24 protein-coding genes are annotated in these 26,461 nt (G+C 63.1%); 16 read left to right on the plus strand and 8 right to left on the minus strand.

All coding sequences use genetic code 11. The features are described from left to right. The first annotated feature begins 22 nt into the window (after positions 1-22). The 3 genes from B2P87_RS06540 (at position 23) to B2P87_RS06550 (ending at position 2,674) form a co-directional block, all read left to right on the plus strand. On the plus strand, positions 23-1,270 hold the full coding sequence (locus B2P87_RS06540; protein ID WP_141891645.1) for a class I SAM-dependent RNA methyltransferase: 1,248 nt from the start codon (positions 23-25) through the stop codon (positions 1,268-1,270). A 1-nt stretch (position 1,271) separates the two neighbouring features. Then, on the plus strand, positions 1,272-2,081 hold the full coding sequence (locus tag B2P87_RS06545) for an ion transporter (protein ID WP_058287343.1): 810 nt from the start codon (positions 1,272-1,274) through the stop codon (positions 2,079-2,081). 65 nt (positions 2,082-2,146) lie between these two features. Beyond that, entirely contained in the window at positions 2,147-2,674 is a 528-nt protein-coding gene (locus tag B2P87_RS06550; RefSeq protein ID WP_058287342.1) for a L,D-transpeptidase family protein, read from the plus strand. Positions 2,675-2,780: 106 nt separating this feature from the next. Here the strand turns inward: B2P87_RS06550 and B2P87_RS06555 are convergent, their stop codons facing one another. After that, on the minus strand, positions 2,781-3,263 hold the full coding sequence (locus B2P87_RS06555; protein WP_058287341.1) for a CAP domain-containing protein: 483 nt from the start codon (positions 3,261-3,263) through the stop codon (positions 2,781-2,783). Between the two features lie 170 nt (positions 3,264-3,433). Between B2P87_RS06555 and B2P87_RS06560 the strand changes: the two genes are divergently transcribed. Together B2P87_RS06560 and B2P87_RS06565 are read left to right on the plus strand one after the other, a co-directional pair. Continuing rightward, entirely contained in the window at positions 3,434-4,051 is a 618-nt protein-coding gene (locus B2P87_RS06560; protein ID WP_141891644.1) for a L,D-transpeptidase, read from the plus strand. A gap of 138 nt (positions 4,052-4,189) precedes the next feature. Continuing rightward, complete coding sequence (locus tag B2P87_RS06565; protein WP_008557026.1) at positions 4,190-4,372, plus strand: hypothetical protein; 183 nt, start codon at positions 4,190-4,192, stop codon at positions 4,370-4,372. Positions 4,373-4,448: 76 nt separating this feature from the next. On the opposite strand, the gene B2P87_RS06570 is transcribed toward B2P87_RS06565, so the two are convergent. The 3 genes from B2P87_RS06570 to B2P87_RS06580 form a co-directional block, all read right to left on the minus strand. Next, complete coding sequence (locus B2P87_RS06570; RefSeq protein ID WP_141891643.1) at positions 4,449-7,457, minus strand: aminotransferase class III-fold pyridoxal phosphate-dependent enzyme; 3,009 nt, start codon at positions 7,455-7,457, stop codon at positions 4,449-4,451. Positions 7,458-7,528: 71 nt separating this feature from the next. Then, complete coding sequence (gene hemH / locus B2P87_RS06575) at positions 7,529-8,590, minus strand: ferrochelatase (RefSeq protein WP_141891642.1); 1,062 nt, start codon at positions 8,588-8,590, stop codon at positions 7,529-7,531. Between the two features lie 105 nt (positions 8,591-8,695). Further along, entirely contained in the window at positions 8,696-9,532 is an 837-nt protein-coding gene (locus tag B2P87_RS06580; RefSeq protein WP_141891641.1) for a methyltransferase domain-containing protein, read from the minus strand. A gap of 13 nt (positions 9,533-9,545) precedes the next feature. Here B2P87_RS06580 and B2P87_RS06585 point away from each other — a divergent pair, with 13 nt between their 5' ends. The 4 genes from B2P87_RS06585 (at position 9,546) to B2P87_RS06600 (ending at position 11,900) form a co-directional block, all read left to right on the plus strand. After that, positions 9,546-10,274, plus strand: coding sequence for a ComF family protein (locus B2P87_RS06585; protein WP_141891640.1), 729 nt, complete (start codon positions 9,546-9,548; stop codon positions 10,272-10,274). Between the two features lie 82 nt (positions 10,275-10,356). Continuing rightward, positions 10,357-10,614, plus strand: a complete 258-nt coding sequence (gene grxC, locus B2P87_RS06590) for a glutaredoxin 3 (RefSeq protein WP_058287335.1) — start codon at positions 10,357-10,359, stop codon at positions 10,612-10,614. A gap of 15 nt (positions 10,615-10,629) precedes the next feature. After that, positions 10,630-11,460, plus strand: coding sequence for a carbon-nitrogen hydrolase family protein (locus B2P87_RS06595; protein WP_141891639.1), 831 nt, complete (start codon positions 10,630-10,632; stop codon positions 11,458-11,460). After that, on the plus strand, positions 11,460-11,900 hold the full coding sequence (locus B2P87_RS06600; protein ID WP_141891638.1) for a MarR family winged helix-turn-helix transcriptional regulator: 441 nt from the start codon (positions 11,460-11,462) through the stop codon (positions 11,898-11,900). The genes B2P87_RS06595 and B2P87_RS06600 overlap by 1 nt, the downstream gene beginning before the upstream one ends. A gap of 314 nt (positions 11,901-12,214) precedes the next feature. Here the strand turns inward: B2P87_RS06600 and ubiG are convergent, their stop codons facing one another. Beyond that, positions 12,215-12,961, minus strand: a complete 747-nt coding sequence (ubiG, locus tag B2P87_RS06605) for a bifunctional 2-polyprenyl-6-hydroxyphenol methylase/3-demethylubiquinol 3-O-methyltransferase UbiG (RefSeq protein ID WP_141891637.1) — start codon at positions 12,959-12,961, stop codon at positions 12,215-12,217. A 50-nt stretch (positions 12,962-13,011) separates the two neighbouring features. Between ubiG and pip the strand changes: the two genes are divergently transcribed. From pip to infB, 6 genes are all read left to right on the plus strand, one after another. Further along, positions 13,012-13,992 (plus strand): prolyl aminopeptidase, encoded by a 981-nt coding sequence (gene pip / locus B2P87_RS06610; protein WP_058287331.1) that lies wholly within the window; start codon positions 13,012-13,014, stop codon positions 13,990-13,992. Further along, positions 13,989-14,834: an ABC transporter substrate-binding protein gene (locus B2P87_RS06615; RefSeq protein WP_141891636.1), complete on the plus strand. Its 846-nt coding sequence runs from the start codon at positions 13,989-13,991 to the stop codon at positions 14,832-14,834. Before pip ends, B2P87_RS06615 begins: the two co-directional genes overlap by 4 nt. A gap of 181 nt (positions 14,835-15,015) precedes the next feature. After that, positions 15,016-15,606, plus strand: coding sequence for a ribosome maturation factor RimP (rimP, locus tag B2P87_RS06620; RefSeq protein ID WP_141891635.1), 591 nt, complete (start codon positions 15,016-15,018; stop codon positions 15,604-15,606). After that, complete coding sequence (gene nusA / locus B2P87_RS06625; protein ID WP_141891634.1) at positions 15,606-17,222, plus strand: transcription termination factor NusA; 1,617 nt, start codon at positions 15,606-15,608, stop codon at positions 17,220-17,222. The genes rimP and nusA overlap by 1 nt, the downstream gene beginning before the upstream one ends. Before the next feature lie 26 nt (positions 17,223-17,248). Further along, positions 17,249-17,869, plus strand: coding sequence for an RNA-binding protein (locus tag B2P87_RS06630; RefSeq protein WP_141891633.1), 621 nt, complete (start codon positions 17,249-17,251; stop codon positions 17,867-17,869). An 8-nt stretch (positions 17,870-17,877) separates the two neighbouring features. Then, on the plus strand, positions 17,878-20,352 hold the full coding sequence (gene infB, locus B2P87_RS06635) for a translation initiation factor IF-2 (protein ID WP_141891632.1): 2,475 nt from the start codon (positions 17,878-17,880) through the stop codon (positions 20,350-20,352). 668 nt (positions 20,353-21,020) lie between these two features. Here the strand turns inward: infB and mutT are convergent. Genes mutT through B2P87_RS06650 form a run of 3 tightly spaced genes read right to left on the minus strand, consistent with a single transcriptional unit; the run spans position 21,021 to position 23,496 of the window. Then, on the minus strand, positions 21,021-21,419 hold the full coding sequence (gene mutT / locus B2P87_RS06640) for an 8-oxo-dGTP diphosphatase MutT (RefSeq protein WP_058287325.1): 399 nt from the start codon (positions 21,417-21,419) through the stop codon (positions 21,021-21,023). After that, the gene (gene argJ / locus B2P87_RS06645; RefSeq protein WP_141891631.1) at positions 21,416-22,642 is read right to left on the minus strand and encodes a bifunctional glutamate N-acetyltransferase/amino-acid acetyltransferase ArgJ; all 1,227 of its coding nucleotides are present in this window, start codon (positions 22,640-22,642) and stop codon (positions 21,416-21,418) included. Before argJ ends, mutT begins: the two co-directional genes overlap by 4 nt. Before the next feature lie 2 nt (positions 22,643-22,644). Beyond that, positions 22,645-23,496: a peptidylprolyl isomerase gene (locus B2P87_RS06650; protein WP_141891630.1), complete on the minus strand. Its 852-nt coding sequence runs from the start codon at positions 23,494-23,496 to the stop codon at positions 22,645-22,647. Positions 23,497-23,672: 176 nt separating this feature from the next. On the opposite strand from B2P87_RS06650, the gene secA reads away from it, so the two are divergent. After that, positions 23,673-26,372: a preprotein translocase subunit SecA gene (gene secA, locus B2P87_RS06655; RefSeq protein WP_141891629.1), complete on the plus strand. Its 2,700-nt coding sequence runs from the start codon at positions 23,673-23,675 to the stop codon at positions 26,370-26,372. The last annotated feature ends 89 nt before the right edge of the window (positions 26,373-26,461 follow it).

Genomic DNA, 26,461 nt, shown 5'->3' on the forward strand with positions numbered 1-26,461 from the left:
TGTGGCGCGCTATTGAGCCGCCATGACAGACGCAGCCAGAATTACAGCAACGATCAGCCGGCTGGGCCATCAGGGCGATGGCGTGGCCGACGGCCCCTTGTTTGCCCCGCGCACCCTTCCGGGCGAGGTTGTCAGCGGCATTGCCGAGGGCAGCCGCTTGACCAGCATCCGCATCGAGACGCCGTCGGAGCACCGGGTGCAGCCGCCCTGCCGGCACTACAAGTCCTGCGGCGGCTGTCAGCTGCAGCACGCCAGTGATGGCTTTGTGGCGCAGTGGAAAACGGATGTGGTGCGCAATGCGCTTACCGCGCAGGGGCTGAAGACGGAGTTCCGGCCTGTCCACACCTCGCCGTCCCAGTCCCGCCGCCGGGCCACGCTTGCGGTGCGGCGCACCAAGAAGGGTGCGATGGCCGGATTCCACGGCCAGGCGTCGGACGTGATTACAGAGATTCCCGATTGCCGGCTGCTGGACCCCGCCTTGATGGCGGCAATTCCGGTAGCGGAATCGCTGGCCCTGGCCGGAGCCAGCCGCAAAACGCCGTTGTCGGTCACGGTCACCGCCTCGTACGCGGGCCTGGATATGTTTGTCCAGAACGGCAAGCCACTGGACGGGCCGTTGCGGATCGCGCTGGCACAGCTGGCAGAGAAGCACCGGATTGCCCGCCTGACCTGGGACGACGAACTGGTCGCGATGGAGCAGCCGCCGGTGCAGCCGTTTGGTCCCGCCCTGGTCTGCCCGCCGCCGGGAGCCTTTCTGCAGGCCACCAAAGACGGCGAGGCCGCGCTGCTGGCCGCTGTGTTGGAAATCACCAGGGGCGCCAAGCGGATCGTTGATCTGTTTGCCGGCTGCGGCACCTTTGCGCTGCCTCTGGCGCAGGCTGCCGAGGTGCACGCAGTCGAGGGAGAGCGGGATATGGTGGCGGCGCTGGACGCCGGCTGGCGCAAGGCCAAGGGGCTGAAAAAAGTCACCACCGAAGCCCGCGACCTGTTCCGCAATCCGCTGCTGCCCGAAGATCTGAACCCGTTCGGCGCCGCCTTTGACGCGGCAGTGATCGACCCGCCCCGGGCCGGCGCCGAAGCCCAGGTCGCGCAGCTGGCCAAAGCCCGCACGCCAGTGATCGCCTATGTGTCCTGCAACCCCGTCAGCTTTGCCCGGGATGCCAAAACGCTGGCCGCAGCGGGCTATGACCTCGGCTGGGTCCAGGTTGTTGACCAGTTCCGCTGGTCTGCCCATATCGAAGCTGTTGCGCGATTCACCCTGAAAGACTGAAATGACCGACACCCCAGCGACCACCCCGACACGCCGGCTCGAAGCCTTTCTGGACAGTGCAGGCTTTGGCCGTTTCATCACCGCTGTCATCCTGGTCAATGCAGTCACTTTGGGACTGGAAACTGCACCATCAGTAATGGCCAGAGCTGGCGACCTGATCTACCTGATTGACCACGCCTGCCTGTCGATCTTTGTCGTCGAAATCCTGGCCAAGCTTTACGTGCGCCGCCTGCGGTTCTTCTTAAGCGGCTGGAATGTGTTTGATTTCGTAATTGTCGGCATTGCGCTGGTGCCGGCAGCGCAGGGGCTGTCGGTTCTGCGGGCACTGCGCATTCTGCGGGTTCTGCGGGTCATCTCGGTGGCGCCAAGGCTGCGACGGGTGGTCGAAGGCTTCATTACCGCGCTGCCCGGAATGGGCTCTGTCTTTCTGCTGATGGCGATCATTTTCTATATCGGCGCGGTGATCTCTACCAAGCTGTTCGGCCAGGATTTCCCGGAGTGGTTCGGCGATCTGGGACGCAGCGCCTATTCGCTGTTCCAGATCATGACACTGGAAAGCTGGTCAATGGGGATCGTGCGGCCGGTGATGGAGGTTCACCCCTATGCCTGGGCGTTCTTCGTGCCCTTCATCATGGTGACCACCTTTGCGGTGGTGAACCTTCTGGTTGGCCTGATCGTGAACTCGATGCAGGACGCGCACGGCGAGGAAGAGGGCGTGCGCACCGATGCGTACCGGGATGAAGTGCTTGCCCGTCTGGAGGCCATTGAGCGGAAGATTTCCGGCCCTGCAGGCGAAGACAGGAAAATGTGAATTTTCTTAATCCCGATTTCGCGGTATGGCCTGAATAGAGGCAAACAAAAAATACAGGCTGAACAATGAACAGAAGGGCATTCGGTTTCGGTGCTGCCGCTAGCCTTGCACTGGCAGGCTGCAGCAGGACCGGCAGCGCGGCGCGCAGGTTCCAGTTTTATGAAGGACCCCAGGTCACATCGGTTGTGATCAACAAGAGCTCGCGCAAGCTGTATCTGCTGCACTACGAAGAGGTGCTGCGGGAATATGACGTTGATCTGGGCTTTGCACCGCAGGGCCACAAGCAGTTCGAGGGCGACGGAAAAACTCCGGAAGGCACCTATGTGATCGACCGCCGCAACCCGAACAGCCGGTACCACCTGTCAGTCGGCATCTCATATCCGAATGTGCAGGACCAGACCGCGGCGCAAGCGGCGGGCAAGAAACCCGGCGGCGAGATCTTTATTCACGGGCAGCCCAACAACCCGAAGGAGCGCAAGCGCGCAGCGCGGGTCAGCGATTGGACCGCAGGCTGCATCGCGGTGTCAAACGACGACATCGAAGAGATCTATGCCATGGTGCAGGACGGAACCACCATCGCTTTGCGGCCCTGATCCGCAATCCCCGGCGGCGGGCTCCCGCGCCTGCAGATGCGCCGGCGGGGCCGGCACCTCCTGGCAGCCTTGGGCGTGGCGCCGTGCTAACGCACGGCGCGCCGGCTCAGCTGCCCATTACCAGTGTCCACCAGATTTTTCCGTTCGGCTCCTGGAACCAGGAAAAGCCCATATTCGCAGCCTTCGGATCCAGGATAACCGCGCGCGTGGCGGGCCGTTCCAGCCAGGCGGTGAGCGTTTGCTGCTCATTTTCGTAGGTTTCCGAGATGTTCTCGCCCAGCAGCGTGCCATTGTAGCCCGCCCGTGTGACCCGGTCGAGCGGCGAGGAGCCGTCGGAGCCGAAATGCCAGGGCCGGTTCTGAACCGACATATCGCGCGAGTGGGTCGCGGCGGCGGCGGTCAGCTCAGCGTTCAGTTGAACCGTTTGCGCACCTGCGGCCTGGCGCAGCGCATTGACGGAATCGAGCATCCGGATCTGGACCTTGTCCGCATTGCGTATGCGGTAGGTGCTGCTGGAGTCGGTTGCGGGCGTACAAGCGGCCGCGACAGTCAGAATGGCCGCAGCCATAAGCAGAAAAACGCGCTTCATAATTCTCTCATGCTCCGTCAGATGCTTCTGCACTTATCCTTCCTGTGGCCGGGAGGCAAACGGGGTGGCAGAAATATGCGGACCGCGGTGACGGATTGGTTTGCGACTGCGGCTTTCCGGCCATAAAATGCAAAAATCCTGGATCCCGATTGCGCAAGTTGGAATGAATCATGTCCCGTATCCCATTTAAGAACTTCAGCAGGCGGCAGTTTCTTGCCGGCAGCGCTGCCCTGATTTCCTCTTCCGCGCTGGCGCAGGAAGACTCCGGACTCTCTCAGCAGGCTTACGATCCGCTGCGGCCGCCGCCGGAGCCGGAACCGCCGGTTCACCGCAATGTCTCTGCTTTCCGGTCCAAAACGTGGAGGCCGTATTTCGACAATTTGCGCAACGGCGCGATTCTCGTCGATATCGACAGCCGGGCGCTGCACTTCTGGTCCGCGGATGGAAATACCTACAAGCTGTTCCCCTCCTCAGTGCCGCTGTCGGACGATCTGACACGGCGCGGCCGCACCACGGTGGTGCGCAAGGTGGAAGGGCCCAGCTGGTCGCCGACCCCGAACATGCGCAAGCGCAATCCGGAATGGCCCGCGTATGTCCCGCCGGGACCGGACAACCCGCTTGGCACCCATGCGCTGTACCTCAGCTGGAAGTATTACCGGATCCACGGAACCCACGACACGCGCAAAATCGGGCGCAAATCATCCAATGGCTGCATCGGGCTTTACAATGAACACATTGCCCAGCTGTTCAGCCTTGCCAAAGTGGGCACACAGGTGTTGCTAATTTGACGCCACGGGAACGGGCGCTAGCCTGTTAACTATAACAAGCAATTGCAATCGCGCGATTTTGCTGGTTAGAAAAAAATACGAGGTATGTCTTGGGTGCGCGGTTCAGCTTTATGGCCCGCGCAAATTCTGGAGGTTAACATGAAAAAACTCGTTATCGCTGCTGCGCTGACCGCTGCTGCTTCGACCGCTACCGCGGGCAACCTGTCCGAGCCGGTTGTAGAACCGCCGGTCATCGTTGAAGAAGCACAGGGCTCTTCCAGCGGCATCCTGCTGCCGCTGCTGCTGCTGGTCCTGGTTGGCGCAGCTGTTGCAGCGAACTAAGTTCGCGACACAGTTACGGAAAAGGCGGTGGTTCTCCACCGCCTTTTTTGTTGGCTAAAGGCCGCTGCGGGGGCGGTCAGACCGCCGCCACCTCGCGCAAGATCCCGTCCAGAACACTGGTGATCATGTCCGCATCATCCGGCTCTATCGTCAGCGGCGGCCGGATTTTCAGGATATTGTCCTTGGGGCCTTCGCTGCCGATCAGGATCCGGTGATCGCGCATCCGGTTCTTGACGTAGGAACAGATCTCCGTGGCCTCGGAGCCGTCCGGATTGATCAGTTCCACCCCCAAAAACAGGCCCATACCGCGCACATCGCCGATGCAGGCGTGCTTCCCCTCCAGCGCCTTCAGTCCGCCGAACAGCTGGGCGCCAACCACACGGGCATTTTCCTGCAGGCTTTCGTCATCGACGATGTCCAGCACCTCCTTGCCGATTCGGCAGGAGAGGGTCGAGCCACCAAAGGTTGAGAAAAATTCGATGCCGTTGTCGAAGCTCGCGGCGATTTCCTTGGTGGTGGCCAACACGCCCAGCGGATGCCCATTGCCGATCGGTTTGCCCATCACAACAATATCCGGCAGCGCCCCCTGATGTTCAAAGCCAAAGTAGAAGTCCCCCAAACGGCCCAGGCCGGTCTGCACTTCGTCTGCGATGCAAACGCCGCCTGCGGCGCGAATCTTGTCATAAACCGCAGGCAGATAGCCCTTGGGCGGGATGATCTGGCCGCCCACAGACGGGAAGGTTTCGGCAATGAACCCGGCAACACCATGGCCCTTTTCCCGCAGACGGGCGATTGCCGGGTCTACGAGATCTGCGAACTTCTGCGCCCGGTCCGGATCGCCGCGCCGGAAAGAGCCGCGGTAATCATCGGCAACTTCCACCAGCTCAACCCAGTCCGCTTGGCCACCGCCACCGGGCTTGTTGAATTTGTAGGCAGAGATATCAATCGCACCAGTGGTGTTGCCGTGGTAGCCGTGATCGGGCGTCACCATGCCCTTGGAGCCGGTATGGGCGCGGGCCAGGCGCAGGGCCAGCTCATTGGCCTCGGTGCCGGAATTCACGAAAAAGCAGACTTCGAACCGGTCCGGCAGTTTTGACAGCACCTTCTTCGCAAAGGCGGTCTGCGCCGGATGCAGATAGCGGGTGTTCGAGTTCATCCGTTTCAGCTGATCAGCCGCCACCGCCTGAATGCGCGGATGGGCGTGGCCGACGTGTGGGACATTGTTGTAGGCGTCCAGATAGAGCCGCCCCCATTCGTCGAACATGTGGTGTTTCCATCCACGCACCAGCATCACCGGGTCTTTGTAGGTGAGGCTCAGGTTGCCGCCGAAATGCGCGCGGCGGCCGGCAAGCACGTCTTCCTTGCTTGTGGGGCGATAGCGGACTTTTTCATCCGGCAGGTTCAGCAGCGCCGCCGGGTTGGGGCATAGGGACTGCCACAGGTACATTTCGTCCGGGTCGCCGACACCGGGCCAGTCCGCCTCGATCCCCTCGGTGGTCAGTGCCAGCTGGAAATGCACATGCGGCGCCCAGCCGCCGTTTTGGCCGGGATCGCCCAGGCGGCAAAATTCCTCGCCTTTCTCGACGATGTCGCCGGGCTTCAGCCGGTTGAGGCATTCCGGGTCCAGATGACCGTAGAGCGTAAAGAACGAATCGCCCTCCGGCGTCTCGTGCCGCAGGATGATCACCCCGCCATAATCCAGATGACCGTCGCGGTATTCGGCCGCATAGACCTCACCGCGCAACGGCGCAAACATCGGCGTGCCCGCCGAGGCAAAGGCGTCGACGGCTAGATGCACGGTGCGGCGGTTGCCGGCTTTCCATCGCCCTTTGCGGAAGGCCGCATCCGTGTAGATCAGCCGCGGCTCGTGATAATAACCCAGCCAGATGCGGCCTTTGACTTCAAACTCCTCGCCGACCCTGGCGGCTTCCTCCAGGGGCATGTGGAACGGGTTCTGCGGCCAGGTGGAGTGCTCTACCGACAGCGACCCCATTGGTGCGCCTGCCAGATCCTGGCCCATCAGCGGGGCGAAGTTCCCGCGTTCCTGATCAAGCCAGGCCATCACCCGGCCGGCGCCGTCCACCACCGGCAGCCCGCAGGCGGCACGCAGCCGGGCCGTCAGCAGACCGCCATGCAGCGTGTTGCCCTCAAGGAACCGCCAGGCCGGCGCTTGCGAGATGGTGACATAGGGATCGTCCGGGTTCTCCGCCGCCATCAGGGTGGAGTTCACAACGCTGACAGCCAGCCGCGTGCGCAGCAGCGGCCAGACCATGCCCACTTCGGCGGGCGTCAGCGGAGAGGCCGCGTGATAGCCCGCCACCAAAGCCGCAAGGGCGGCTTCCGGGGCCGGATGGTCCAGCACGATATAGGCCGCAGCAATCGCCAGGTCGCAGATCCGTGGCGCGGCGCACATGTCACCCAGGTCGATAAGGCCCGACACCCGGCGCGGCTCGCCCAGTTCACCCGCCACCATGATGTTGTAGTCATTGGCGTCGTTGTGAATGGCCTGCTTGGGCAGCGCCGCCAACGCAGGCTCTAACTTGGCGAAATCCTCAGAAATCTCTTCAAGGAGCGAACGGCGCGACGGATCGGTGATGCAGGGCAGCTGGTCCCTGATCCAGCCTGCGCGCATCAGATCCCATTTGAAATCGCGCTCCAGACCTTCGTGCCGGAAATCCGCCAGCGCCTTGGCCGAGCCGCCCAGCACCTCGCCGATCTCATGAATCAGGGCATCGCTTTTCGGCGCGGCCTTGGCATAGCAGCGCCCGGGCAGCTGGTTCAGCAGCCAGACCAGCCGGTCCTGGCCATTCTCGTCCGGGAGTGTCAGCAGAGAGCGGCCGTCAGCTGAGGCGATCACCCGGGGGCAGGGCAGATCCGGCTGGCGCGCGGCAATATGCTCAAAGGCTTTCACCTGCATATCGACCAGCCAAGTCTCACAGCCCGGGCGCATGGCTTTGAGGATATAGCCCTGGCCATGTGCGTCGCGGGCCAGGAAGTTCAGGTCATACTCCCCATCAAGGCGGCTGAGTTTCGCCTTGATCCCCCAATGTTCTTCAAGGGCGGCGGCCCAATGCGCAAGCGTCATCCAAACTCTCCCCGGTCTGCCGGCGTGCCCGGCGATCCAACATTGGATCCTATTTGGACCGGGACGAGGGTTTAGTCCAGCCAGCCTTGCAGGTTCTGCTCGATAACCCCGGCCAGTGCGGCGATATGGTCATCATTATCGTTGAGGCAGGGGATATACAGGAAGTCTTCGCCGCCCGCGTGTTCAAAGCTTTCGCGGATTTCCTCGTTGATCTCTTCCAGCGTCTCGATGCAGTCGGCAGAGAAGGCCGGCGCGATCACCGCGATGTTCTTCTTGCCGTCCTTGGCGAGCGCCGCGACGTGGTCCACGGTGTAGGGCTTCAGCCATTCCTCCGGCCCGAAAACCGACTGGAAGGTCGAGGTGATCTGGGTATCGTCCCAGCCCAGCCGCTCCTTCAGCAGGCGCGTCGTTTTCTGGCACTGGCAATGGTAAGGATCGCCCTGCATCAGATAGCGCTTGGGCATGCCGTGGTAAGACACCACCAGGATATCCGGACGCTTCGCTGCCTTGGCATAGGCCTCCTCCACCGACCGCGCCAGCGCGTCGATATAGGCAGGCTGGTCGAAATAAGGCGCGATCGTGCGCGCGGCGGGCTGCCAGGCTTCTTCCATCAGGGCGCGGAAGAACTGGTCGTTGGCCGTGCCAGAGGTCGCGCCGGCATATTGCGGATAGAGCGGCACAAACAGGATCTTCTGGCAGCCAGCCTCCACCATCTGCCGCACCTTGGACTTGGTTGAGGGGTTGCCGTAGCGCATGCAGAAATCGACCATCACCTGATCGCCGTACTGCGCTTTCATCACCTCAGCCATCTTGGCAGTCTGGTCTTTGGTGATGGTCATCAGCGGGCTTTCGCCCTTGTCATGGTTCCAGATCGACTTGTACGCCGCGCCGGAGGAGAACGGGCGTTTGGTCAGAATGATCAGCTGCAGCAGCGGCTGCCATTTCCACGACGGATAGTCGATCACCCGCTTGTCCGACAGGAACTCATTCAGGTAGCGGCGCATCGGCCAATAGGAATGATCGTCCGGCGTGCCAAGGTTGGCCAGCAGGATGCCGACCTTCTCCGCCGGGATCTTGGGGTGATCGGCGGGGGCGTGGGCAGGGCATTTGGCGGTCCGGGCGGCGTCCAGCATGGGCAGGTCCTGTGGGGCTGAGAATTTCGGTGTTGGCGGCAAACTACTGTCTTTACGCGCAGAAGGCCAATTGGATCACATTGGCGCAGCCATAGCGGAAACTTATCAAGGGCCGAGCTTGGTTTCCGGCACCTTCAACGCATCGGCCAGACGCATCCGGGCAGAGCCGGGGCGCAAGGGTTTTTGCTGGCTGTCCGACGGCGACCAGCCGGTGAGGCATACCAGCTCAAACGTCGCTGGCAACCGGCCGTTTGCGGTGGCGAAATGCGCGCGATAGATGTGATCGGCCAGTTGGAACAGGCTTCGCGGCGCCGGGCGCTTTAGGCGCTGGGCAAGGGCGTTGGTTTCGCCCATGCCGCGCAGGTCGTGGATCAGATGCGTCAGATCGCGGTATTCCGCGGTGAGCGGCACCAGATCGGCCACCGGCAGGGCAAAACCGGCCCGCTGCAGCAACCCGCCCAGATCCCGGATCTCTCCCATCGGGGCAACCCGCGGCGACAGGCCGCCCAGAACGGCTGTCTCTGCTTCGGCCATGGCTGCGCGCAGCTCGTGCAGGGTCTGGCCGCCCAGCAGGATGACCAGCAGCAGCCCGTCTTCCTTCAGGGCGCGTCGGCATTGGATCAGCTGCCCCACCGGATCATTGGCCCAATGCAGGCACATGGCATGGATCACCACATCATGCGCGCCTTGCTCCAGTTCCAGAACGTCCGCGTCGGACACAAACTTCGCGTCCAGCTGAAACCCTTCCCAGACCTCCGGGAAAGGGCAGACCACGGCGGGCGCTGTAAAGGTTCTGTTAACCAGGCTCAGGCGATCCTCGGCCTCATCCCGCGCCATATGGTGCAGAAAAAGGGCGTCCGCCTGCCGTCTGGCACGGCGGGCTGCCAGCGCCTGACGGTCAAAGAGCTGTTGCTGGGCCCGGTCTTGGGGTGCGTGTGTCATGGGGGCTATTTAGATGCTGCTGGCCGGGATTCAAACCGCTGTTTCGCTGATCTACCCTCCGCAATGCCTGGGCTGCGGCGGGCTGGTCGGCAGCGACTTCGGCCTGTGCGGGACATGCTGGTCCGGTATGAGCTTCATCAGCGGCACAGTATGCGAAGGCTGCGGCGTTCCGCTGCCGGGGGAGGCGGACGGCTTCCGTCTGGAGTGCGACAGCTGCCTCCGCCATCCGCGCCCCTGGAGCCAGGGGCGGTCGGCGCTGGTTTACGAGGGGCAGGGGCGCAAACTGGTGCTGGCCTTGAAACACGGCGACCGGACAGAAATCGCGCAGACCGCAGCCGTTTGGCTGGAACGCGCAGCGCAGCCGATGCTGCAGAATGATCCGCTGATCTGCCCGGTGCCGCTGCATTGGACCCGGCTGCTGAAGCGCAAGTACAATCAGTCGGCCGTGCTGGCAGACGCGCTGGCCAGACGTGCGGGATTGCAGCATTGCCCGGACCTGCTGCGCCGGATCCGGAAAACGCCCGCGCTGGAAGGAAAAACACGGGACCAGCGTTACCAGCTTCTAGGGTCCGCCATCGGCGCGCATCCGGGCCGGCTGAACAGGATCAGGGGCCGCAGTGTTCTGATTGTGGACGACGTGATGACCTCTGGCGCCACGCTGTGCGCCTGCACCGATGCCTGCCTGCGGGCGGGAGCAGCCGATGTGCGGGTGGCGGTGCTGGCCCGGGTCACGCAAACGTGAGCCCGGCGGCCTGCCTCTGGCAATTGTTGCAATGAATCCCCAATTCCTCCACAAGCTTCGAAACCAGATCATGGGGTCCTGAATGAAAACGGTAGAAATCTACACCTCGCCTCTGTGCGGTTACTGCCACGCGGCCAAGCGGCTGCTGAACCAGAAGGGTGTGGCATTTTCGGAAGTCAACGTGCTGGAAGAGCCGGAGCGTAAGGCGGAGATGATCCAGCGTGCCAACGGCGGCCGCACCGTGCCGCAGATCTTCATTGGCGGCACTCATGTCGGCGGCTGTGACGACCTCTATGCGCTGGAGCAGGCGGGCAAGCTCGACCCGCTGCTGGCGGCCTGATCCCGGAGAGACAGCATGCGCGCAGCTCTGCTTCAGATGACATCCACCGATATCCCGGCTGAAAACCTGGAAACGGTGAAGGCCATGATGGCGGAGGCTGTGCGCGGCGGGGCCGGGTTTGTATTGACACCGGAAGTTACCAATTGCCTCTCCGGCAGCCGGACGCATCAGAAAGACGTCCTTTGTCATGAAGAGAACGACCCGACTTTGGCGGCCCTGCGGGAAGAGGCGGCCAGGCACGGGGTCTGGCTGCTGTTGGGCTCGCTGGGGGTCAAAACCCGCGACAATGCCGGGCGCTTTGCCAACCGGCAGTTCCTGATCAGCCCGCAGGGTGAAATCGTCGCACGTTACGACAAGATCCACATGTTCGATGTGGAGGTCACGCCAGAGGAAACCTACCGCGAATCCGATGGCTACCGCCCGGGCACCAAGGCCGTCGTGGCGGAAACGCCCTTCGCCAGGATCGGCATGACGATCTGCTATGACGTGCGCTTCCCGCATCTGCACCGGGCGCTGGCCCAAGGCGGAGCTCAAATCCTCACCGTGCCAGCGGCGTACTCCTATGTGACGGGCGCGGCGCATTGGCATTCGCTGCTGCGCGCCCGGGCGATTGAGACCGGGTGTTTCGTGCTGGCGCCGGCGCAAACCGGCAAGCATCCTGCCTCCCGCGGGCCCAGCCGCAAGACCTACGGGCACTCTCTCGCCGTCGCTCCCTGGGGCGAGGTGCTGGCGGATGCGGGCCAGGAGCCCGGCGTCACTTACGTTGATCTCGACCTCGAAAAAGTGGCAGAAGCACGCAAGCGTGTGCCTTCCCTGACCCACGACCGGGAGTTCGACGGACCCTGATGGATGAAACCCATTCCCTGGCGGTATCGCTGTTCAGCGAGATACTCATGGCTGACCAGCTGGCCCGGTCACGCCTCAGCAAAGTGCTGCCTAAGGGTATGGAGCTGTCGCATTTTTCGGTGCTGAACCACCTGGCCCGCGCCGGGCTGGAACGCTCGCCCGCACAGCTGGCCAAGGCGTTTCACGTGACGCGCGGCGCCATGACCAACACGCTGAACAAGCTGGAAGTGGCGGGGTATATCCATGTCCGCCCGGATTGGGATGATGCGCGGCGCAAGATGGTGGCGATCAGCCCTGCGGGCAGACAGGCTCGCGACGCGGCGCTGGCCGGGATCATTCCGGTGATTTCCGAGGTGGTGGGGGAATTGGGCAGCGACCGGGTCCGGGCCGCCCTTCCGATCCTGCGCGAACTGCGCGGCAAGCTTGAGGAAAGCGGCTGATCCGGCCGGCCCCGGCAGCCGGTTGATTGCAACGGTCGCCCAAAAAAGAAGGACGCCCGCAAGCAGGCGCCCTTCCTCCCCATCAGTCCCCATCAATCCGTGAGTGGCGGTCCTGGCAACCTCAGGGCGGACCCGCCGGAAACAGCGGTAAGCAATCCTTCAATTAAAGGGCTTTGCCCCAGGCGAACCGGGTAACATTCCAAATCCGTTACCTGACGTTAACAATCAGGGCGGTGCAACTAAAGGGTGCATAAGGATTACCACCTATCCTTAAGGATAGGCGGCCGCGCCGGCAGGGCGATGGCCGCTGCGGCTCAGCCGGGCTTCACGCTGGCCGTCACATAGTTCACTGACAAATCCCGCTCGGAAATTGACCAGGTCCAGGTGATCGGATTGAACACGAACCCCTTGCGGTCCACCGGCTTCAGCCCGGACTTGCGCAGCAGTTCGAACAGCTCATCCGGCGTGATGAACTTGGACCATTCATGGGTGCCGCGCGGCAGCCAGCGCATGATCACTTCGGCGCCGATGATGGCCATGGCAAAGCTTTTCGGGTTGCGGTTGATGGTCGAGCAGATCTGCAGCCCGCCGGGTTTCAGCAGCAGCTGCGTCGCGGTCAGATAGCTGAGCGGATCGGCGACATGCTCCACCACCTCCATGTTGAGCACCACGTCGAATTGCTCGCCAGCCTCAGCCAGCGCTTCGGCGGTGGTGTGGCGGTAGTCGATCTCAAGCCCCGATTGCTCGGCGTGTATGCGCGAGACCGGCAGGTTGCCCTCGGCGGCATCGGCGCCCACGACCGTCGCGCCCAGCCGCGCCATCGGTTCGCTCAGCAGCCCGCCGCCGCAACCGATGTCCAGCAGCCGAAGCCCCTCAAACGGATTCCGTGACGTCAGGTCGCGGTTAAACTCGGCGGCAATCTGCTTGGTAATGTAATCGAGCCGGCACGGGTTCAGCATGTGCAGCGGCTTGAATTTGCCATTCGGATCCCACCACTCCGCCGCCATCGCCTCGAATTTAGCGATTTCCGCTGGGTCGACCGTGGACTGAGGCGCTTGCATTCCTGTCTCCGTGTGCTCTTTTGTAGTCTGACGTCTCACTAAGGTCAGTAATGGATAGATACCCGGACCAAAAGCGCGCAGTGCATTATCTTTACCCGCCGGTCGAACCCTTTGACCAGCGCATGATCGACGCAGGCCAGGGCCACCGTATATATGCAGAGCAGAGCGGGAATCCAAACGGCATACCCGTGATTGTGTGCCACGGCGGACCCGGCGGCGGCAGCAGCCCGGCGATGCGGCGCTATTTTGATCCAGATGTTTACCGGATCATCCTGTTCGACCAGCGCGGCTGCGGCCGCTCGCGCCCCTACGCCTCCTGCGAGAACAACACCACCTGGCATCTGGTCGCCGATATGGAGCTGATTCGCCGCCAGACCGGCATCGAATCCTGGATCCTGTTCGGCGGCAGCTGGGGGGCGACGCTGGCGCTGATCTATGCCCAGACCCACCCGGACCGCGTGCAGCAGATGATCCTGCGCGGTGTCTTCCTGATGACCAAGGCAGAGCTGGACTGGTTCTATGGCGGCGGCGCCGGCAAGTTCTGGCCCGAAACCTGGGCCAAATTCGTATCGCTGATCCCCGATGGGGAGCGCAGCGACATGATCAGCGCCTATCACAAGCGGCTGTTTTCCGGAAATCTGGACGAGGAAGTGCGCTTTGGCCGTGCCTGGTCGGCGTGGGAAAATGCGCTGGCCACTGTGCATTCCAACGGCCAAAGTGGTGAAAGCCCGGGCGATTACGCCCGCGCCTTTGCCCGCCTGGAGAACCATTATTTCCGAAATGGCGGCTTTCTCGACTATGACGGCCAGATCCTTGCCAATATGGGACGGATTTCCCATATCCCCGGCGTGATCGTGCAGGGCCGCTATGACATGATCTGCCCGCCGTCGTCCGCTTGGCGCCTGAATGAGCTGTGGCCAAATGCGGAGTTGAAGATGGTGCGCAACGCAGGCCATGCTTTGTCGGAGCCGGGAATCAGCGCAGAGCTGGTCCGGGCGATGGACCGGATAGCAGGAGAGCTTGTGCCATGACGCGCATCGACCGCCGCGCGCTGTTCACCTCGGGTGCTGCCGCAGCCCTGCTGGCCGCTGCCGGCGGGTCGGTTCATGCGTCACCCAAGCCGGGCGGTGTGCTGCGTCTGGCGGTTCCGCGGGATGGCGGGATGCTGGAACAGGCCGCCCGCGGCGCAATCTATGACACGCTGACCGAAATCGCTCCGGACGGGCTGCTGCGCGGCGAGCTGGCCACCGGCTGGCAGTCCACGCAGGACGCCCGGACTTGGACCTTCAGCCTGCGGGACGGTGTGGCCTTTCACGATGGCAGCCCGCTGACCGCGGATGATGCCGCCGCCTCGCTCCTGGTGCGGGGAATCACCGGGGCAGAGGTGCAGGCGATCACCGCGCTGGGCAGCCATCAGCTGCTGGTGGAGCTTGAGCAACCGAACCCGCATCTGCCCTATCTGCTGGCCGGCGCCGGCCAGGTGATCGCCCCCGGAGGCGCTTTGCCGGTGCCGCTGTCCGATGCGGTCGGGACTGGCTGCTACAAGGTGGCGCGCGCCCAGGAAGGCCGCCATTTCCGCGCCTCCAAGGTGGCAGATCATTACAAGGCCGACACCGCAGGCTGGGCAGAGACGGTAGAGATCATCGTGATCCCCGACGCCGCTGTCCGGGCCGAAGCCCTGCGTGACGGGTATGTCGATGTGGCAGCCCTGCCGGAGCCGCGGGGCCTGCTGCGCCGGGGCGAGTTTCTGTACCACCCGTCGTCCAGCGATATGGCGCTGGCTGCCCGCCACACGGTCGGCATCCCGCGCAAGGTCGGCCAGCGTGCGCCGCTTGATGACGGCCGCATTGCCGAACGCTGGTGGATCGCCTGACACCGCCCTGCAGCCGTCACGGAAGACAAGCCTTGCAGTTTTCTCCAATCCCCCCTATATGGCTTTGACAACAGCGGCGCGTTGAACCTCTGGCTCAAGGCTCCACCGGGAATTTCGACGGGCCGCGCGCCCGTTTTTTTGTGTTTGCAGGTTTGCGCCTGCCGCTCCAAGTGGAGGTCTGATGACCAACGACCTGATTGCCAAAGCTGCCATCGACCGGCGCCTGGCCGAGATCGTCACCCCGGTGATCGAGGATCTGGGATATGAGCTGGTGCGAATCCGGCTGATGTCTGGTAAGGCGACCACGCTGCAGATCATGGCCGACAAGCCCAACGGCGGCATCGAGGTGGATGATTGCGCCGAGATTTCGAACGCCGTCAGCGCAGCGCTGGACGTCGAAGACCCGATCATTGATGCCTATGCGCTGGAGGTGTCGAGCCCGGGCATTGACCGTCCGCTGACGCGGATGAAAGACTTCGAGATGTTCGAGGGCTACGAGGCCAAGCTTGAAACCGCCGAGACGGTCGGCGGCCGCCGCCGCTTCAAGGGGGAGCTCGCGGGCACCGAGGACGATGAAGTCCTGATCAACATCGAGGATCAGGGCCAGACCGTGACCGTTGGTCTGAAGTTCGACTGGCTGAGCGATGCCAAGCTGGTTCTGACCGACGAACTGATCAAAGAAATGCTGCGTCAGCGCAAAGAGGCCGGGACGCTCAACGAAGACGCATTCGACGAAATCGAGACCGAAGAGTCCGAAGAGGAGAAAAAGTAATGGCTATCACCTCTGCAAACCAGCTGGAGCTGTTGCAAACCGCCGAGGCCGTGGCGCGCGAAAAGATGATCGACCCGGGTCTGGTGATCGAGGCGATGGAAGAGAGCCTCGCCCGTGCGGCCAAGAGCCGCTATGGCGCCGAGATGGATATCCGGGTGTCGATCGACCGCAAGACCGGCCGCGCCACCTTTACCCGCGTGCGCACCGTCGTGGCGGATGACGAGCTGGAAAATTACCAGGCTGAAATGACCGTTGATCAGGCGCGCCAGTACATGGCGAACCCCGAAGTGGGCCAGACCTACGTCGAGGAAGTGCCGCCGGTTGAGATGGGCCGGATCGCCGCCCAGTCGGCCAAGCAGGTGATCCTGCAGAAGGTGCGCGAAGCTGAACGCGACCGCCAGTACGAAGAATTCAAGGACCGCGCCGGCACCATCATCAACGGCCTGGTCAAGCGCGAGGAATACGGCAACGTCATCGTCGATGTGGGTGCGGGCGAAGCCATCCTGCGCCGCAACGAGAAGATCGGCCGCGAAAGCTACCGCCCGAACGACCGTGTGCGCTGCTACATCAAGGACGTGCGCCGCGAGCCGCGCGGTCCGCAGATCTTCCTGTCGCGCACCGCGCCGGAGTTCATGGCCGAGCTGTTCAAGATGGAAGTGCCGGAAATCTATGACGGCATCATCGAGATCAAGGCAGTCGCCCGCGACCCCGGCTCGCGCGCCAAGATTGCTGTTGTCTCCTATGACGGCTCAATCGACCCGGTCGGCGCCTGTGTGGGTATGCGCGGCTCCCGCGTGCAGGCCGTCGTGAACGAGCTGCAGGGCGAGAAGATCGACATCATCCCGTGGAACGAGGACCAGCCGACCTTCCTGGTGAACGCGCTGCAGCCGGCCGAAGTGACCAAGGTGGTGCTCGACGAGGAAGCCGGCAAGATCGAGGTTGTGGTGCCGGAAGAGCAGCTGTCGCTCGCCATCGGCCGCCGCGGCCAGAACGTGCGCCTGGCGTCGCAGCTCACCGGTCTCGATATCGACATCATGACCGAGGAAGAAGAGTCGGCCCGCCGCCAGAAGGAATTCGAGGCGCGCACGAAATTGTTCATGGAGACCCTTGATCTGGACGAGTTCTTTGCCCAGCTTCTGGTGTCTGAGGGCTTCACCAACCTGGAAGAGGTTGCCTATGTCGAGCTCGATGAACTGCTGGTCATTGACGGTGTTGACGAAGGCACCGCCGAGGAACTGCAGGCCCGTGCCCGCGACTATCTGGAAGCCCAGGCCAAGGCGGCCCTGGATGCGGCCCGCGAGCTGGGCGCCGAGGAAAGCCTGATCCAGTTCGAGGGTCTGACCCCGCAGATGGTCGAGGCGCTGGCCAAGGACGACGTGAAGTCGCTTGAAGATTTCGCCACCTGCGCGGACTGGGAACTGGCCGGAGGCTGGACCTCCAACGGCGGCGAGCGGATCAAGGATGACGGCATCCTGGAGCCTTTCGGCGTATCGCTGGAAGACGCACAGGACATGGTCATGACCGCCCGCATCATGCTGGGCTGGGTGGATCCGGCTGAGCTGGAAGCGGAAGCGGCGGAAGACGACGACGCTGGCGAAGAGGAAAGCGAAGCCTGATCCCGGGCTTTGCAAAGGAGACCTGAATGACACGCGGCGGCGTTCAAAAAGACCGGTCCGAAGGCAGCGAGCGTAAATGCATCGCAACCGGCGAGACCCAGCCCAAACAGGGGCTCATCCGTTTTGTGATGGGGCCCGAGGGCCAGGTTGTGCCCGATGTGATGGAGAAGCTGCCGGGCCGGGGCGTCTATGTGACGTCCAGCCACTCGGCGCTGGAAACCGCCGTCAAAAAGAAGCTGTTCGCCCGCGGCTTCAAATCGCAGGTCCAGGTCTCCAGCGGGCTTGCCGGCGAGGTGGAGACCCAAGTGGCCCGCCGCCTCGTCGGGCTGATCAGCCTGGCGCGCAAGTCGGGCGACGCGGTGGCCGGTTTCGAGAAGGTCAAGGACTGGCTGGCCAAGGAAGAGGCCCGGGTACTGATCCAGGCCTCTGACGGGTCGGGCCGCGGAAAGTCGAAGCTGAGCACGCCCTACAAGGGCAAATTTATCGGCTGCCTTACGGCGGACGAGCTGGGAATGGCATTTGGGCGCCAAACTGTGATACATGCCGCCCTCGCCTCTGGCGGACTCAGCAAACGTGTTGTAGATGAGGCGCAACGACTGCAAGGTTTGCGCGAAACGGTGGGCGGCAGCGGCCGCACGGAAGGATAAGTAGCTTTATGAGCGATAGTGACGGCAAAAAGACACTGGGTCTGCGTGGGGGTTCCCGTCCGGGGAACGTGAAACAGAGTTTCAGCCATGGACGGACCAAGAATGTCGTAGTGGAAACCAAGCGCAAGCGCGTGGTGGTTCCCAAGCCGGGTGCGGCCAAAAGCGGCAGCGGTGCTGCACCGGCAGCGTCCGGATCCCGCCGGCCTGCCGGCATCAGCGATGCAGAGATGGAGCGCCGCCTGAAGGCGCTGCAGGCCGCCAAGGCCCGCGAGGTTGAAGAAGCCGCGCAGCGCGAAGCCGAGGAAAAGGCCCGCGCCGAAGAGCGTGAGCGCCGCCGCGCCGAAGCGGAAGCCAAGGAGCGCGAGCAGCGCGAAGCCGAAGAACGCGCCCGCCAGAAAGCCGAAGAGGAAGAGCGCAAGCGCGCCGAGGAAGCAGAAGCAGCCAAACGGGCCGCCGCTGCACCCGCGCCTGCGGAAAAAGCGGAGCGTCCGGCACCGAACAAGCCGGCTCCGGCGGCAACTCCGCGCAAGTCCGAGCGTGAGCGCGAGCAGCGCCCGACCCGCGGCAAGGGCCGTGACGACAACCGCCGCTCCGGCAAGCTGACGCTTGGCCAGGCCACCGGCGGCGAGGGCAACCGCCAGCGCTCGATGGCGGCGATGAAGCGCAAGCAGGAGCGTGCGCGCCAGAAAGCCATGGGCGGCTCGGTTGAGCGGGAAAAGGTTGTGCGCGACGTGCAGCTGCCGGAAACCATCGTGGTGTCCGAGCTGGCCAACCGCATGGCTGAACGCGTTGCCGACGTGGTGAAATCGCTCATGCAGATGGGCATGATGGTCACCCAGAACCAGTCGATCGACGCCGACACCGCCGAACTCATCATTGAGGAATTCGGCCACAAGGTGACCCGCGTTTCCGACGCCGACGTCGAGGACGTGATCAAAGAGGTTGAGGACAAGGACGAGGACCTGAAGCCGCGTCCGCCGGTCATCACCATCATGGGCCACGTCGACCACGGCAAGACCTCTCTGCTGGACGCGATCCGCGACGCCCGCGTTGTGGCAGGCGAAGCCGGCGGCATCACCCAGCACATCGGCGCCTATCAGGTGACCACCGAAAGCGGCACTGTGCTCAGCTTCCTGGATACACCGGGCCACGCGGCCTTCACCTCGATGCGCTCGCGCGGTGCGCAGGTGACCGATATCGTGGTTTTGGTTGTCGCCGCGGACGATGCGGTGATGCCGCAGACCGTCGAGGCGATCAACCACGCCAAAGCGGCGGGTGTTCCAATGATTGTGGCGATCAACAAGATCGACAAGCCGGCCGCAAACCCGATGAAGGTCCGCACCGATCTTCTGCAGCACGAGGTGGTCGTGGAAGCCATGTCCGGCGAAGTGCAGGATGTGGAAGTCTCCGCCGTCACCGGCCAGGGCCTGGACGAGCTGCTGGAAGCCATTGCGCTGCAAGCGGAAATCCTGGAGCTGAAGGCCAACCCGAACCGCGCCGCGCAAGGCGCCGTGATCGAGGCGCAGCTGGATGTGGGCCGCGGCCCCGTGGCGACCGTTCTGATCCAGAACGGTACCCTGCGCCAGGGCGACATCTTTGTTGTGGGTGAGCAGTACGGCAAGGTCCGCGCGCTGATCAACGACAAGGGCGAGCGCGTGCAGGAAGCTGGCCCCTCGGTTCCGGTCGAGGTGCTGGGTCTCAACGGCACCCCGGAAGCGGGCGACGTTCTGAACGTCACCGAAACCGAAGCGCAGGCCCGCGAGATCGCTGAGTACCGCGCCCAGGCCGCCAAGGACAAGCGCGCCGCTGCCGGTGCTGCGACCACGCTGGAACAGCTGATGGCCAAGGCCAAGGAAGACGAAAACGTCTCTGAGCTGCCGATCCTGGTCAAGGCTGACGTGCAGGGCTCTGCCGAGGCTATCGTACAGGCGATGGAAAAGATCGGCAACGAAGAGGTGCGTGTCCGCGTGCTGCATTCGGGCGTCGGTGCGATCACCGAAACCGATGTCGGCCTCGCCGAAGCTTCGGGTGCGCCGATCATGGGCTTCAACGTCCGTGCGAACGCCTCGGCCCGCAACACCGCGAACCAGAAGGGTGTGGAGATCCGCTACTATTCGGTGATCTATGACCTTGTGGACGACGTGAAGGCGGCGGCCTCCGGCCTGCTGTCGGCAGAGATCCGCGAGAACTTCATCGGCTACGCGCAGATCAAGGAAGTCTTCAAGGTCACCGGTGTTGGCAAGGTTGCCGGCTGTCTGGTCACCGAAGGCATTGCCCGCCGCTCGGCAGGCGTGCGCCTGCTGCGCGATAACGTGGTGATCCACGAAGGCACGCTGAAGACCCTGAAGCGCTTCAAGGACGAAGTCGCCGAAGTTCAGTCCGGTCAGGAATGCGGTATGGCGTTCGAAAACTACGACGATATCCGTCCGAACGACGTGATCGAGATTTTCGAGCGCGAGGAAGTGACCCGCACCCTCGACTAATCGGTCCGCGATCGGAAAAATTCAAAGGCCCCGGCAACCCTGCTGGGGCCTTTTTCTGTGCGCCGGACGGGCCTGTCCGGCGCGGGAAATTCGTGCAGCAGCTGACGAAGCGTCTGGGGGGGCAAAGGCCGGCCCTTGGCGGTCCGGCGGAGCATCAAACCAGGCCCTTCGCTGCTGCACTGTCACAGTGCCCGGGCCGGCCGGTAAATCATAGCTGGCGAAAGGACGGTTTCCCGTTCCAAAAGGAGAGGTGTCCTGCCTGAAAGCTAATTCCAGCACCCGGTCTCGCTGCTGCTTATGCATTTGGCAAAGGGCAGCTGCTGGCAGCTGCCCTTTCAGTGTGCCTGATGTGCGTGAGTGGCGGCTCAGGCGGCTGGCGTCACTGGCTGGCCTTGATAGGTTATTGAACCAACCCGCACCGCGATTCTCCCGTCGGGGAGTGCCCGTATGAAACTGCCTTGAACCAGGGAAAACTTACCGATTGCGATTGTTCTAAGCATGGTCCGGTCCTGCCTAATTACAATTCAGGGTAGTGGCTTGCTCCGTATACTAATGCTCAATTAGATTGATTAACAAAGCGTTACCCGTGCGGCCGGCAGCAGTTAAACGCCCGGTAAACCGGAAGAAAACCGGTCCGGACGGGCGTCTGGCCCAGGGGTTCGGAGGTCTCAGAGCCAATCGCGCAGGATCGGGATCAGGGGGATATCGGCCGGCGGCATCGGATAGTCGCGCAGGTCCTGCGGACGCACCCATTTCAGGGTCTGGCCTTCCTTTGCTTGCGGGATGCCTTCCCACTTGCGGCAGGCAAACAGCGGCATCAGCAGGTGGAAATCCTCGTAGGAATGGCTGGCAAAGGTCAGCGGCGCAAGGCAGGAGGCCCAGGTGCCGATCCCCAGTTCCTCGTGCAGCTCGCGGATCAGCGCGGCCTCCGGTGTCTCCCCCGGTTCGATCTTGCCGCCGGGAAATTCCCACAGGCCGGCCATGGATTTCCCCTCGGGCCGCTGCGCCAGCAGCACGCGCCCATCGGCATCGATGAGCGCGACAGCGGAAACCAGAACAGTTTTCATGACCGGTAATCCGCGTTGATAGAGATGTACTGATGCGTCAGGTCGCAGGTCCAGACAGTCGCCTGGCCGCTGCCAAGGCCCAGATCCACCTTGATGGTGATCTCCTGCTTCTTCATCTCTGCCGCACCCAGCTCTTCCTTGTAGCCGGGCGAGACCCAGCCCTTTTCCGCCACCAGAACATCGCCAAAGGAAATCGACAGCTGGTCGCGGTCCGCTTCGGCGCCGGATTTGCCGATCGCCATCACCACGCGGCCCCAGTTCGGATCCTCGCCCGCGATGGCGGTTTTCACCAGCGGCGAGTTGGCAATTGCCAGCCCATGCACCTTGGCATCGGCGTCGGAGGCTGCTCCGGTCACCTGGATTTCGACGAACTTGGTTGCGCCTTCCCCGTCGCGCACCACCTGGTGGGACAGATCCAGCATGACCCGCTCCAGCCCCGCCGCAAACTCTGCGTTGCCGGTGGCATCCACGCCCGAGGCGCCGGTGGCACACAGCATCAGGCTGTCGGAGGTCGAGGTGTCGCTGTCCACGGTGATGCAATTGAAGGTCCGGTCGCAGATCTCCGCCAGCTGCGCCTGCAGCGCCGCCTGCTCGACCTTCGCATCGGTGAAGATGTAGACCAGCATCGTCGCCATGTCCGGTGCAATCATGCCCGAGCCTTTGGCAATGCCGGCGATCTTGACGGTCTTCCCTTCGATCCCGACCGTTGCGCTGGCACCTTTGGCGAAGGTGTCGGTGGTCATGATCGCCCTGGCGGCACCTTCCAGCGCGGTCTCGTCCAGTGCATCGTTCAGTTCGCCGATCTTCGCGACGATGCGGTCATGCGGCAGCGGTTCGCCGATCACGCCGGTCGAGGCGGTAAAGACACGCTCCGCCGGGACGCCTGCCGCAGCGGCAACCGCAGAGGTGATCTCTGCCACCGAGGTCTGCCCGTGACGGCCGGTAAAGGCGTTGGAGTTGCCAGAGTTTACCAGGATTGCCGCGCCGGCATCCGCAGCTCCGCCCAATTTGGCCTGGCAGTCCAGTACCGGGGCAGAACGGGTCTTGGAGCGCGTGAACACGCCGGCAACAGAGGTGCCCGGATCCATCACCGCCAGCATCACATCGGTGCGGCCTTGGTATTTCACACCGGCAGACGCAGAGGCAAAACGTACTCCCTTGATGACCGGCAGGTCGGGAAAGCTGGCGGGGGCCAGCGGCGAGACGGGCAGGGATTTCGCCATGATCAGTTCCTTACCAGGCTGAGGTCTTGCAGAATGGCCGGATCCAGATCCTCGATCTCGGGCCGCTCGATTTCGGACGCGGCGGTCAGCTCGTTCACACGCGCCTCGACCGCTTTCTGCTGCAGTTCATCGGCAAGCTGCGCCCGGACTTCATCGAATTCCGGGGCTTCGGTCTTGCGGCGCTCATTCAGCAGGATCACGTGCCAGCCGAATTGGGTCTGCACCGGGCCGGAGACCTCGCCCGAGCGCAGCTTGATCACCGCTTCTTCGAATTCCGGCACCATGCGGCCGGTGGTGAACCAGCCCAGATCGCCGCCGCTGGGGCCGGAGGGGCCGGTGGAGCGTTCCTTGGCGAGGGTGGCAAAATCGGCGCCGTCATCCAGCTCCTTGATTACGTCCAGCGCGTCCTCCTCGGTTTCGACCAGAATGTGGGCGGCGTGGAATTCATCGCCGCCGTCGCCGGAGGAGTATTTCTCCTCATAGGCCGCACGCAGCGCTTCTTCGCCGCTGGCGTTGTCCATCACCATCTCGATCACATTTGCCGCCAGCATGGCGCGCTCTTCGTTTTCGACCGACAGCTCCACATAGCGGGGCACCTCGCCATGCAGCTGCTGTTTCAGCGCGGTCTGCTGCACCAGCTGGTCAAGGATCGCGTTGAACAACACGTCATCCGGAAGCTGCTTGTACTGCTCCGGCAGGTTTTCGCGCGCCATGATCATATGGCCGATGGTGATATCTTCGCCATTGACCGTGGCAACCACCGTGTTGGCATGGGGTGCGGCAACTGCCGCAAGCGGAAGCGCTGCGCAGGCCGCCACTGCCATACCGCACAGAAAAGTGAGACCTTTACGCATAGAAATCTTCCTATTCCTTGGCCGCCGGGGGGCGTGCCGTTGACACTCTAAACCCTGCCGCTTACATCGCTCTGAGGCCATTGGCAGGACCGTCTTTCCACCTTGTTTATGGGTTGCGGACACGGCGGGCAAGCCTGCCCGATGCAAAGGCCGGAGATAGGATCGCTGGAGAAAACATGCTGGGTTTCGGAACACTCGCCAAAAAGGTTTTCGGCACGCCGAACGACCGTAGGATCAAGGCGACGCGGCCGCTGATCGCACAGATCAACGCGCTGGAGGACGAGTTCGCGAAGCTCAGCGACGACGGGCTGATCGGTAAGACCGAAGAACTGCGCAAGCGCGCCCTGGACGGCGAAAGCCTGGACGCGCTGCTGCCGGAGGCTTTTGCCAACGTGCGCGAAGCGGCCAAGCGGGCCCTGGGCCTGCGCGCCTTTGACACCCAGCTGATGGGCGGCGTGTTCCTGCATCAGGGCAACATTTCCGAGATGAAGACCGGCGAGGGCAAAACCCTCGTGGCGACTTTCCCGGCCTATCTGAACGCGCTGACCGGCAAGGGCGTCCACGTGGTCACGGTGAACGAATACCTGGCCAAGCGCGACAGCGAATGGATGGGCAAGGTGTTTGCCCAGCTCGGCATGACCACCGGCGTGATCTGGTCCGGTCAGGCCGACGCCGAAAAGATGGCCGCCTATGGCTGCGACGTCACCTATGCCACGAACAACGAACTGGGCTTCGATTACCTGCGCGACAACATGAAACCGTCGCTGGACCAGGTGTTCCAGAAGCAGCACAACTTTGCCATCGTCGACGAGGTGGACTCGATCCTGATCGACGAGGCCCGCACCCCGCTGATCATTTCCGGCCCCGCCGAGGACCGCTCCGAGCTGTACGCGACCATCGACAAGATGATCCCGCTGCTGTCGGAGGAGCATTATGAGGTCGACGAGAAAACCCGCGGTGTGACCTTCACCGAGGACGGCAACGAGTATCTGGAGCAGACGCTGCGCCAGCATGGGCTCTTGGAAGAAGAGGCCTCGCTCTACGATCCCGAAAGCACAACCGTCGTCCACCACGTGAACCAGGCGCTGCGCGCGCACAAGCTGTTTCAGCGCGACAAGGACTATATCGTCCGCGACGGCCAGGTGGTGCTGATCGACGAATTCACTGGCCGCATGATGCCGGGCCGCCGCCTGTCCGAAGGGCTGCACCAGGCCATCGAAGCCAAGGAAGATGTGCAGATCCAGCCGGAAAACACCACCCTGGCCTCTGTCACCTTCCAGAACTACTTCCGCCTCTACGACAAGCTGTCGGGCATGACCGGCACCGCGATGACCGAGGCGGAGGAATTCGCCGAAATCTACAGCCTCGGCGTGGTCGAAGTGCCGACCAACCGCCCGATCGCGCGGGTGGATGAGGACGATCAGGTCTACCGCACCGCCCGCGAGAAATACGAGGCGATGATCAAGGAAGCCAAGAAGGCAAATGAGAAGGGCCAGCCGGTCCTCCTGGGCACCACCTCGATCGAGAAATCAGAGCTGCTGAGCCAGCTGCTGGAGAAGGAAGGCATCCCGCACAACGTGCTGAACGCCCGCCACCATGAGCAGGAAGCGCAGATCGTCGCCGATGCTGGCCGCTTTGGCGCGGTGACCATCGCCACCAACATGGCCGGCCGCGGTACCGACATTCAGCTGGGCGGCAACGTCGAATTGAAGGTGCTGGAGGCGCTGGAGGCAAACCCCGATGCGGATCCGGCCCAGCTGCGTGCGGCTGAGGAAGCCAAGCACGCCGAGGAAAAGCAGAAAGTGCTGGATGCCGGCGGGCTGTTTGTTATGGCGTCCGAACGCCACGAAAGCCGCCGCATCGACAACCAGCTGCGCGGCCGTTCGGGCCGTCAGGGCGACCCGGGCCGCACCCGCTTCTACCTCAGCCTCGAAGACGACCTGATGCGAATCTTCGGCTCCGAACGGCTGGACAAGCTGCTGTCGTCGCTGGGCATGAAGGAAGGCGAAGCGATCATTCACCCCTGGGTGAACAAGTCGCTGGAACGCGCCCAGGCCAAGGTCGAGGGCCGCAACTTCGACATGCGCAAGAACGTGCTGAAGTTCGACGACGTGATGAACGACCAGCGCAAGGTGATCTTCAGCCAGCGCCGCGAGATCATGGCGGCCGAGGACCTGTCCGAGATCGTCGACGACATGCGCCACGAGGTGATCGACGACCTTCTCGACACCCATATGCCGCCCAAGACCTATGCGGACCAGTGGGACACCGCGGGCCTGCAGGAGCAGGTGCGTGAGATGCTGGGCATCGAGGTGCCGGTGGCGGCATGGGCCGCCGAAGAAGGCGTCGATGACGAGCAGATCCGCGAGCGCCTGGTGGAGGCCTCCGACAAGCTGATGGCGGAAAAGGCCGCGGCCTTTGGTCCGGAGAACATGCGCAACATTGAAAAGCAGGTGCTGCTGCAGACCATCGACAAGAAATGGCGCGAACACCTGCTGACGCTGGAGCATCTGCGCTCGGTTGTCGGGTTCCGCGGCTACGCGCAGCGCGATCCGCTCAACGAGTACAAGAACGAGAGCTTCCAGCTGTTTGAAAGCATGCTCGACAGTCTGCGCGAGGAAGTGTCCCAGCAGCTGAGCCGGGTGCGCCCGATGACCGAGGAAGAGCAGCAGCAGATGCTGATGGAAATGGCGGCCCGGCAGGCTGCGATGCAGAAGTTGGCGGCCGCGCCTGCCCCTGCTGAAGCCGCCGCAGAAGAACCCGTACCGGGCTTTGCCGAGGATGATCCCTCCACGTGGGGCAACCCCTCGCGCAACGACAAATGCCCCTGCGGCTCCGGCAAGAAGTTTAAGCACTGCCACGGCAGCCTCGCCTGACCGCAGGCCCCGAACACTCAGGGTCCGGCCAAAACACCGGAACCTGCCTCCCGGCCGCGGAGGGTGAGTACTCCCGCCCGTCTCCGGTC

This window comes from Leisingera sp. UBA4491 (assembly GCF_002388965.1).
GTDB lineage: Bacteria > Pseudomonadota > Alphaproteobacteria > Rhodobacterales > Rhodobacteraceae > Leisingera > Leisingera aquaemixtae.

Coding starts and splice junctions, on each gene's coding strand:
- hemH (WP_141891642.1), bottom strand. CDS start 8,590: ATGCTGGACGCCGCCCGGACCGCCAAATGCCCTGCCCACGCCCCCGCC.
- B2P87_RS06565 (WP_008557026.1), top strand. CDS start 4,190: ATGAAAAAACTCGTTATCGCTGCTGCGCTGACCGCTGCTGCTTCGACC.
- secA (WP_141891629.1), top strand. CDS start 23,673: ATGCTGGGTTTCGGAACACTCGCCAAAAAGGTTTTCGGCACGCCGAAC.
- B2P87_RS06540 (WP_141891645.1), top strand. CDS start 23: ATGACAGACGCAGCCAGAATTACAGCAACGATCAGCCGGCTGGGCCAT.
- B2P87_RS06555 (WP_058287341.1), bottom strand. CDS start 3,263: ATGAAGCGCGTTTTTCTGCTTATGGCTGCGGCCATTCTGACTGTCGCG.
- B2P87_RS06595 (WP_141891639.1), top strand. CDS start 10,630: ATGCGCGCAGCTCTGCTTCAGATGACATCCACCGATATCCCGGCTGAA.
- nusA (WP_141891634.1), top strand. CDS start 15,606: ATGGCTATCACCTCTGCAAACCAGCTGGAGCTGTTGCAAACCGCCGAG.
- B2P87_RS06570 (WP_141891643.1), bottom strand. CDS start 7,457: ATGACGCTTGCGCATTGGGCCGCCGCCCTTGAAGAACATTGGGGGATC.
- B2P87_RS06560 (WP_141891644.1), top strand. CDS start 3,434: ATGTCCCGTATCCCATTTAAGAACTTCAGCAGGCGGCAGTTTCTTGCC.
- ubiG (WP_141891637.1), bottom strand. CDS start 12,961: ATGCAAGCGCCTCAGTCCACGGTCGACCCAGCGGAAATCGCTAAATTC.
- B2P87_RS06600 (WP_141891638.1), top strand. CDS start 11,460: ATGGATGAAACCCATTCCCTGGCGGTATCGCTGTTCAGCGAGATACTC.
- B2P87_RS06615 (WP_141891636.1), top strand. CDS start 13,989: ATGACGCGCATCGACCGCCGCGCGCTGTTCACCTCGGGTGCTGCCGCA.
- argJ (WP_141891631.1), bottom strand. CDS start 22,642: ATGGCGAAATCCCTGCCCGTCTCGCCGCTGGCCCCCGCCAGCTTTCCC.
- rimP (WP_141891635.1), top strand. CDS start 15,016: ATGACCAACGACCTGATTGCCAAAGCTGCCATCGACCGGCGCCTGGCC.
- grxC (WP_058287335.1), top strand. CDS start 10,357: ATGAAAACGGTAGAAATCTACACCTCGCCTCTGTGCGGTTACTGCCAC.
- B2P87_RS06580 (WP_141891641.1), bottom strand. CDS start 9,532: ATGACACACGCACCCCAAGACCGGGCCCAGCAACAGCTCTTTGACCGT.
- B2P87_RS06545 (WP_058287343.1), top strand. CDS start 1,272: ATGACCGACACCCCAGCGACCACCCCGACACGCCGGCTCGAAGCCTTT.
- B2P87_RS06550 (WP_058287342.1), top strand. CDS start 2,147: ATGAACAGAAGGGCATTCGGTTTCGGTGCTGCCGCTAGCCTTGCACTG.
- pip (WP_058287331.1), top strand. CDS start 13,012: ATGGATAGATACCCGGACCAAAAGCGCGCAGTGCATTATCTTTACCCG.
- infB (WP_141891632.1), top strand. CDS start 17,878: ATGAGCGATAGTGACGGCAAAAAGACACTGGGTCTGCGTGGGGGTTCC.
- mutT (WP_058287325.1), bottom strand. CDS start 21,419: ATGAAAACTGTTCTGGTTTCCGCTGTCGCGCTCATCGATGCCGATGGG.
- B2P87_RS06585 (WP_141891640.1), top strand. CDS start 9,546: ATGCTGCTGGCCGGGATTCAAACCGCTGTTTCGCTGATCTACCCTCCG.
- B2P87_RS06630 (WP_141891633.1), top strand. CDS start 17,249: ATGACACGCGGCGGCGTTCAAAAAGACCGGTCCGAAGGCAGCGAGCGT.
- B2P87_RS06650 (WP_141891630.1), bottom strand. CDS start 23,496: ATGCGTAAAGGTCTCACTTTTCTGTGCGGTATGGCAGTGGCGGCCTGC.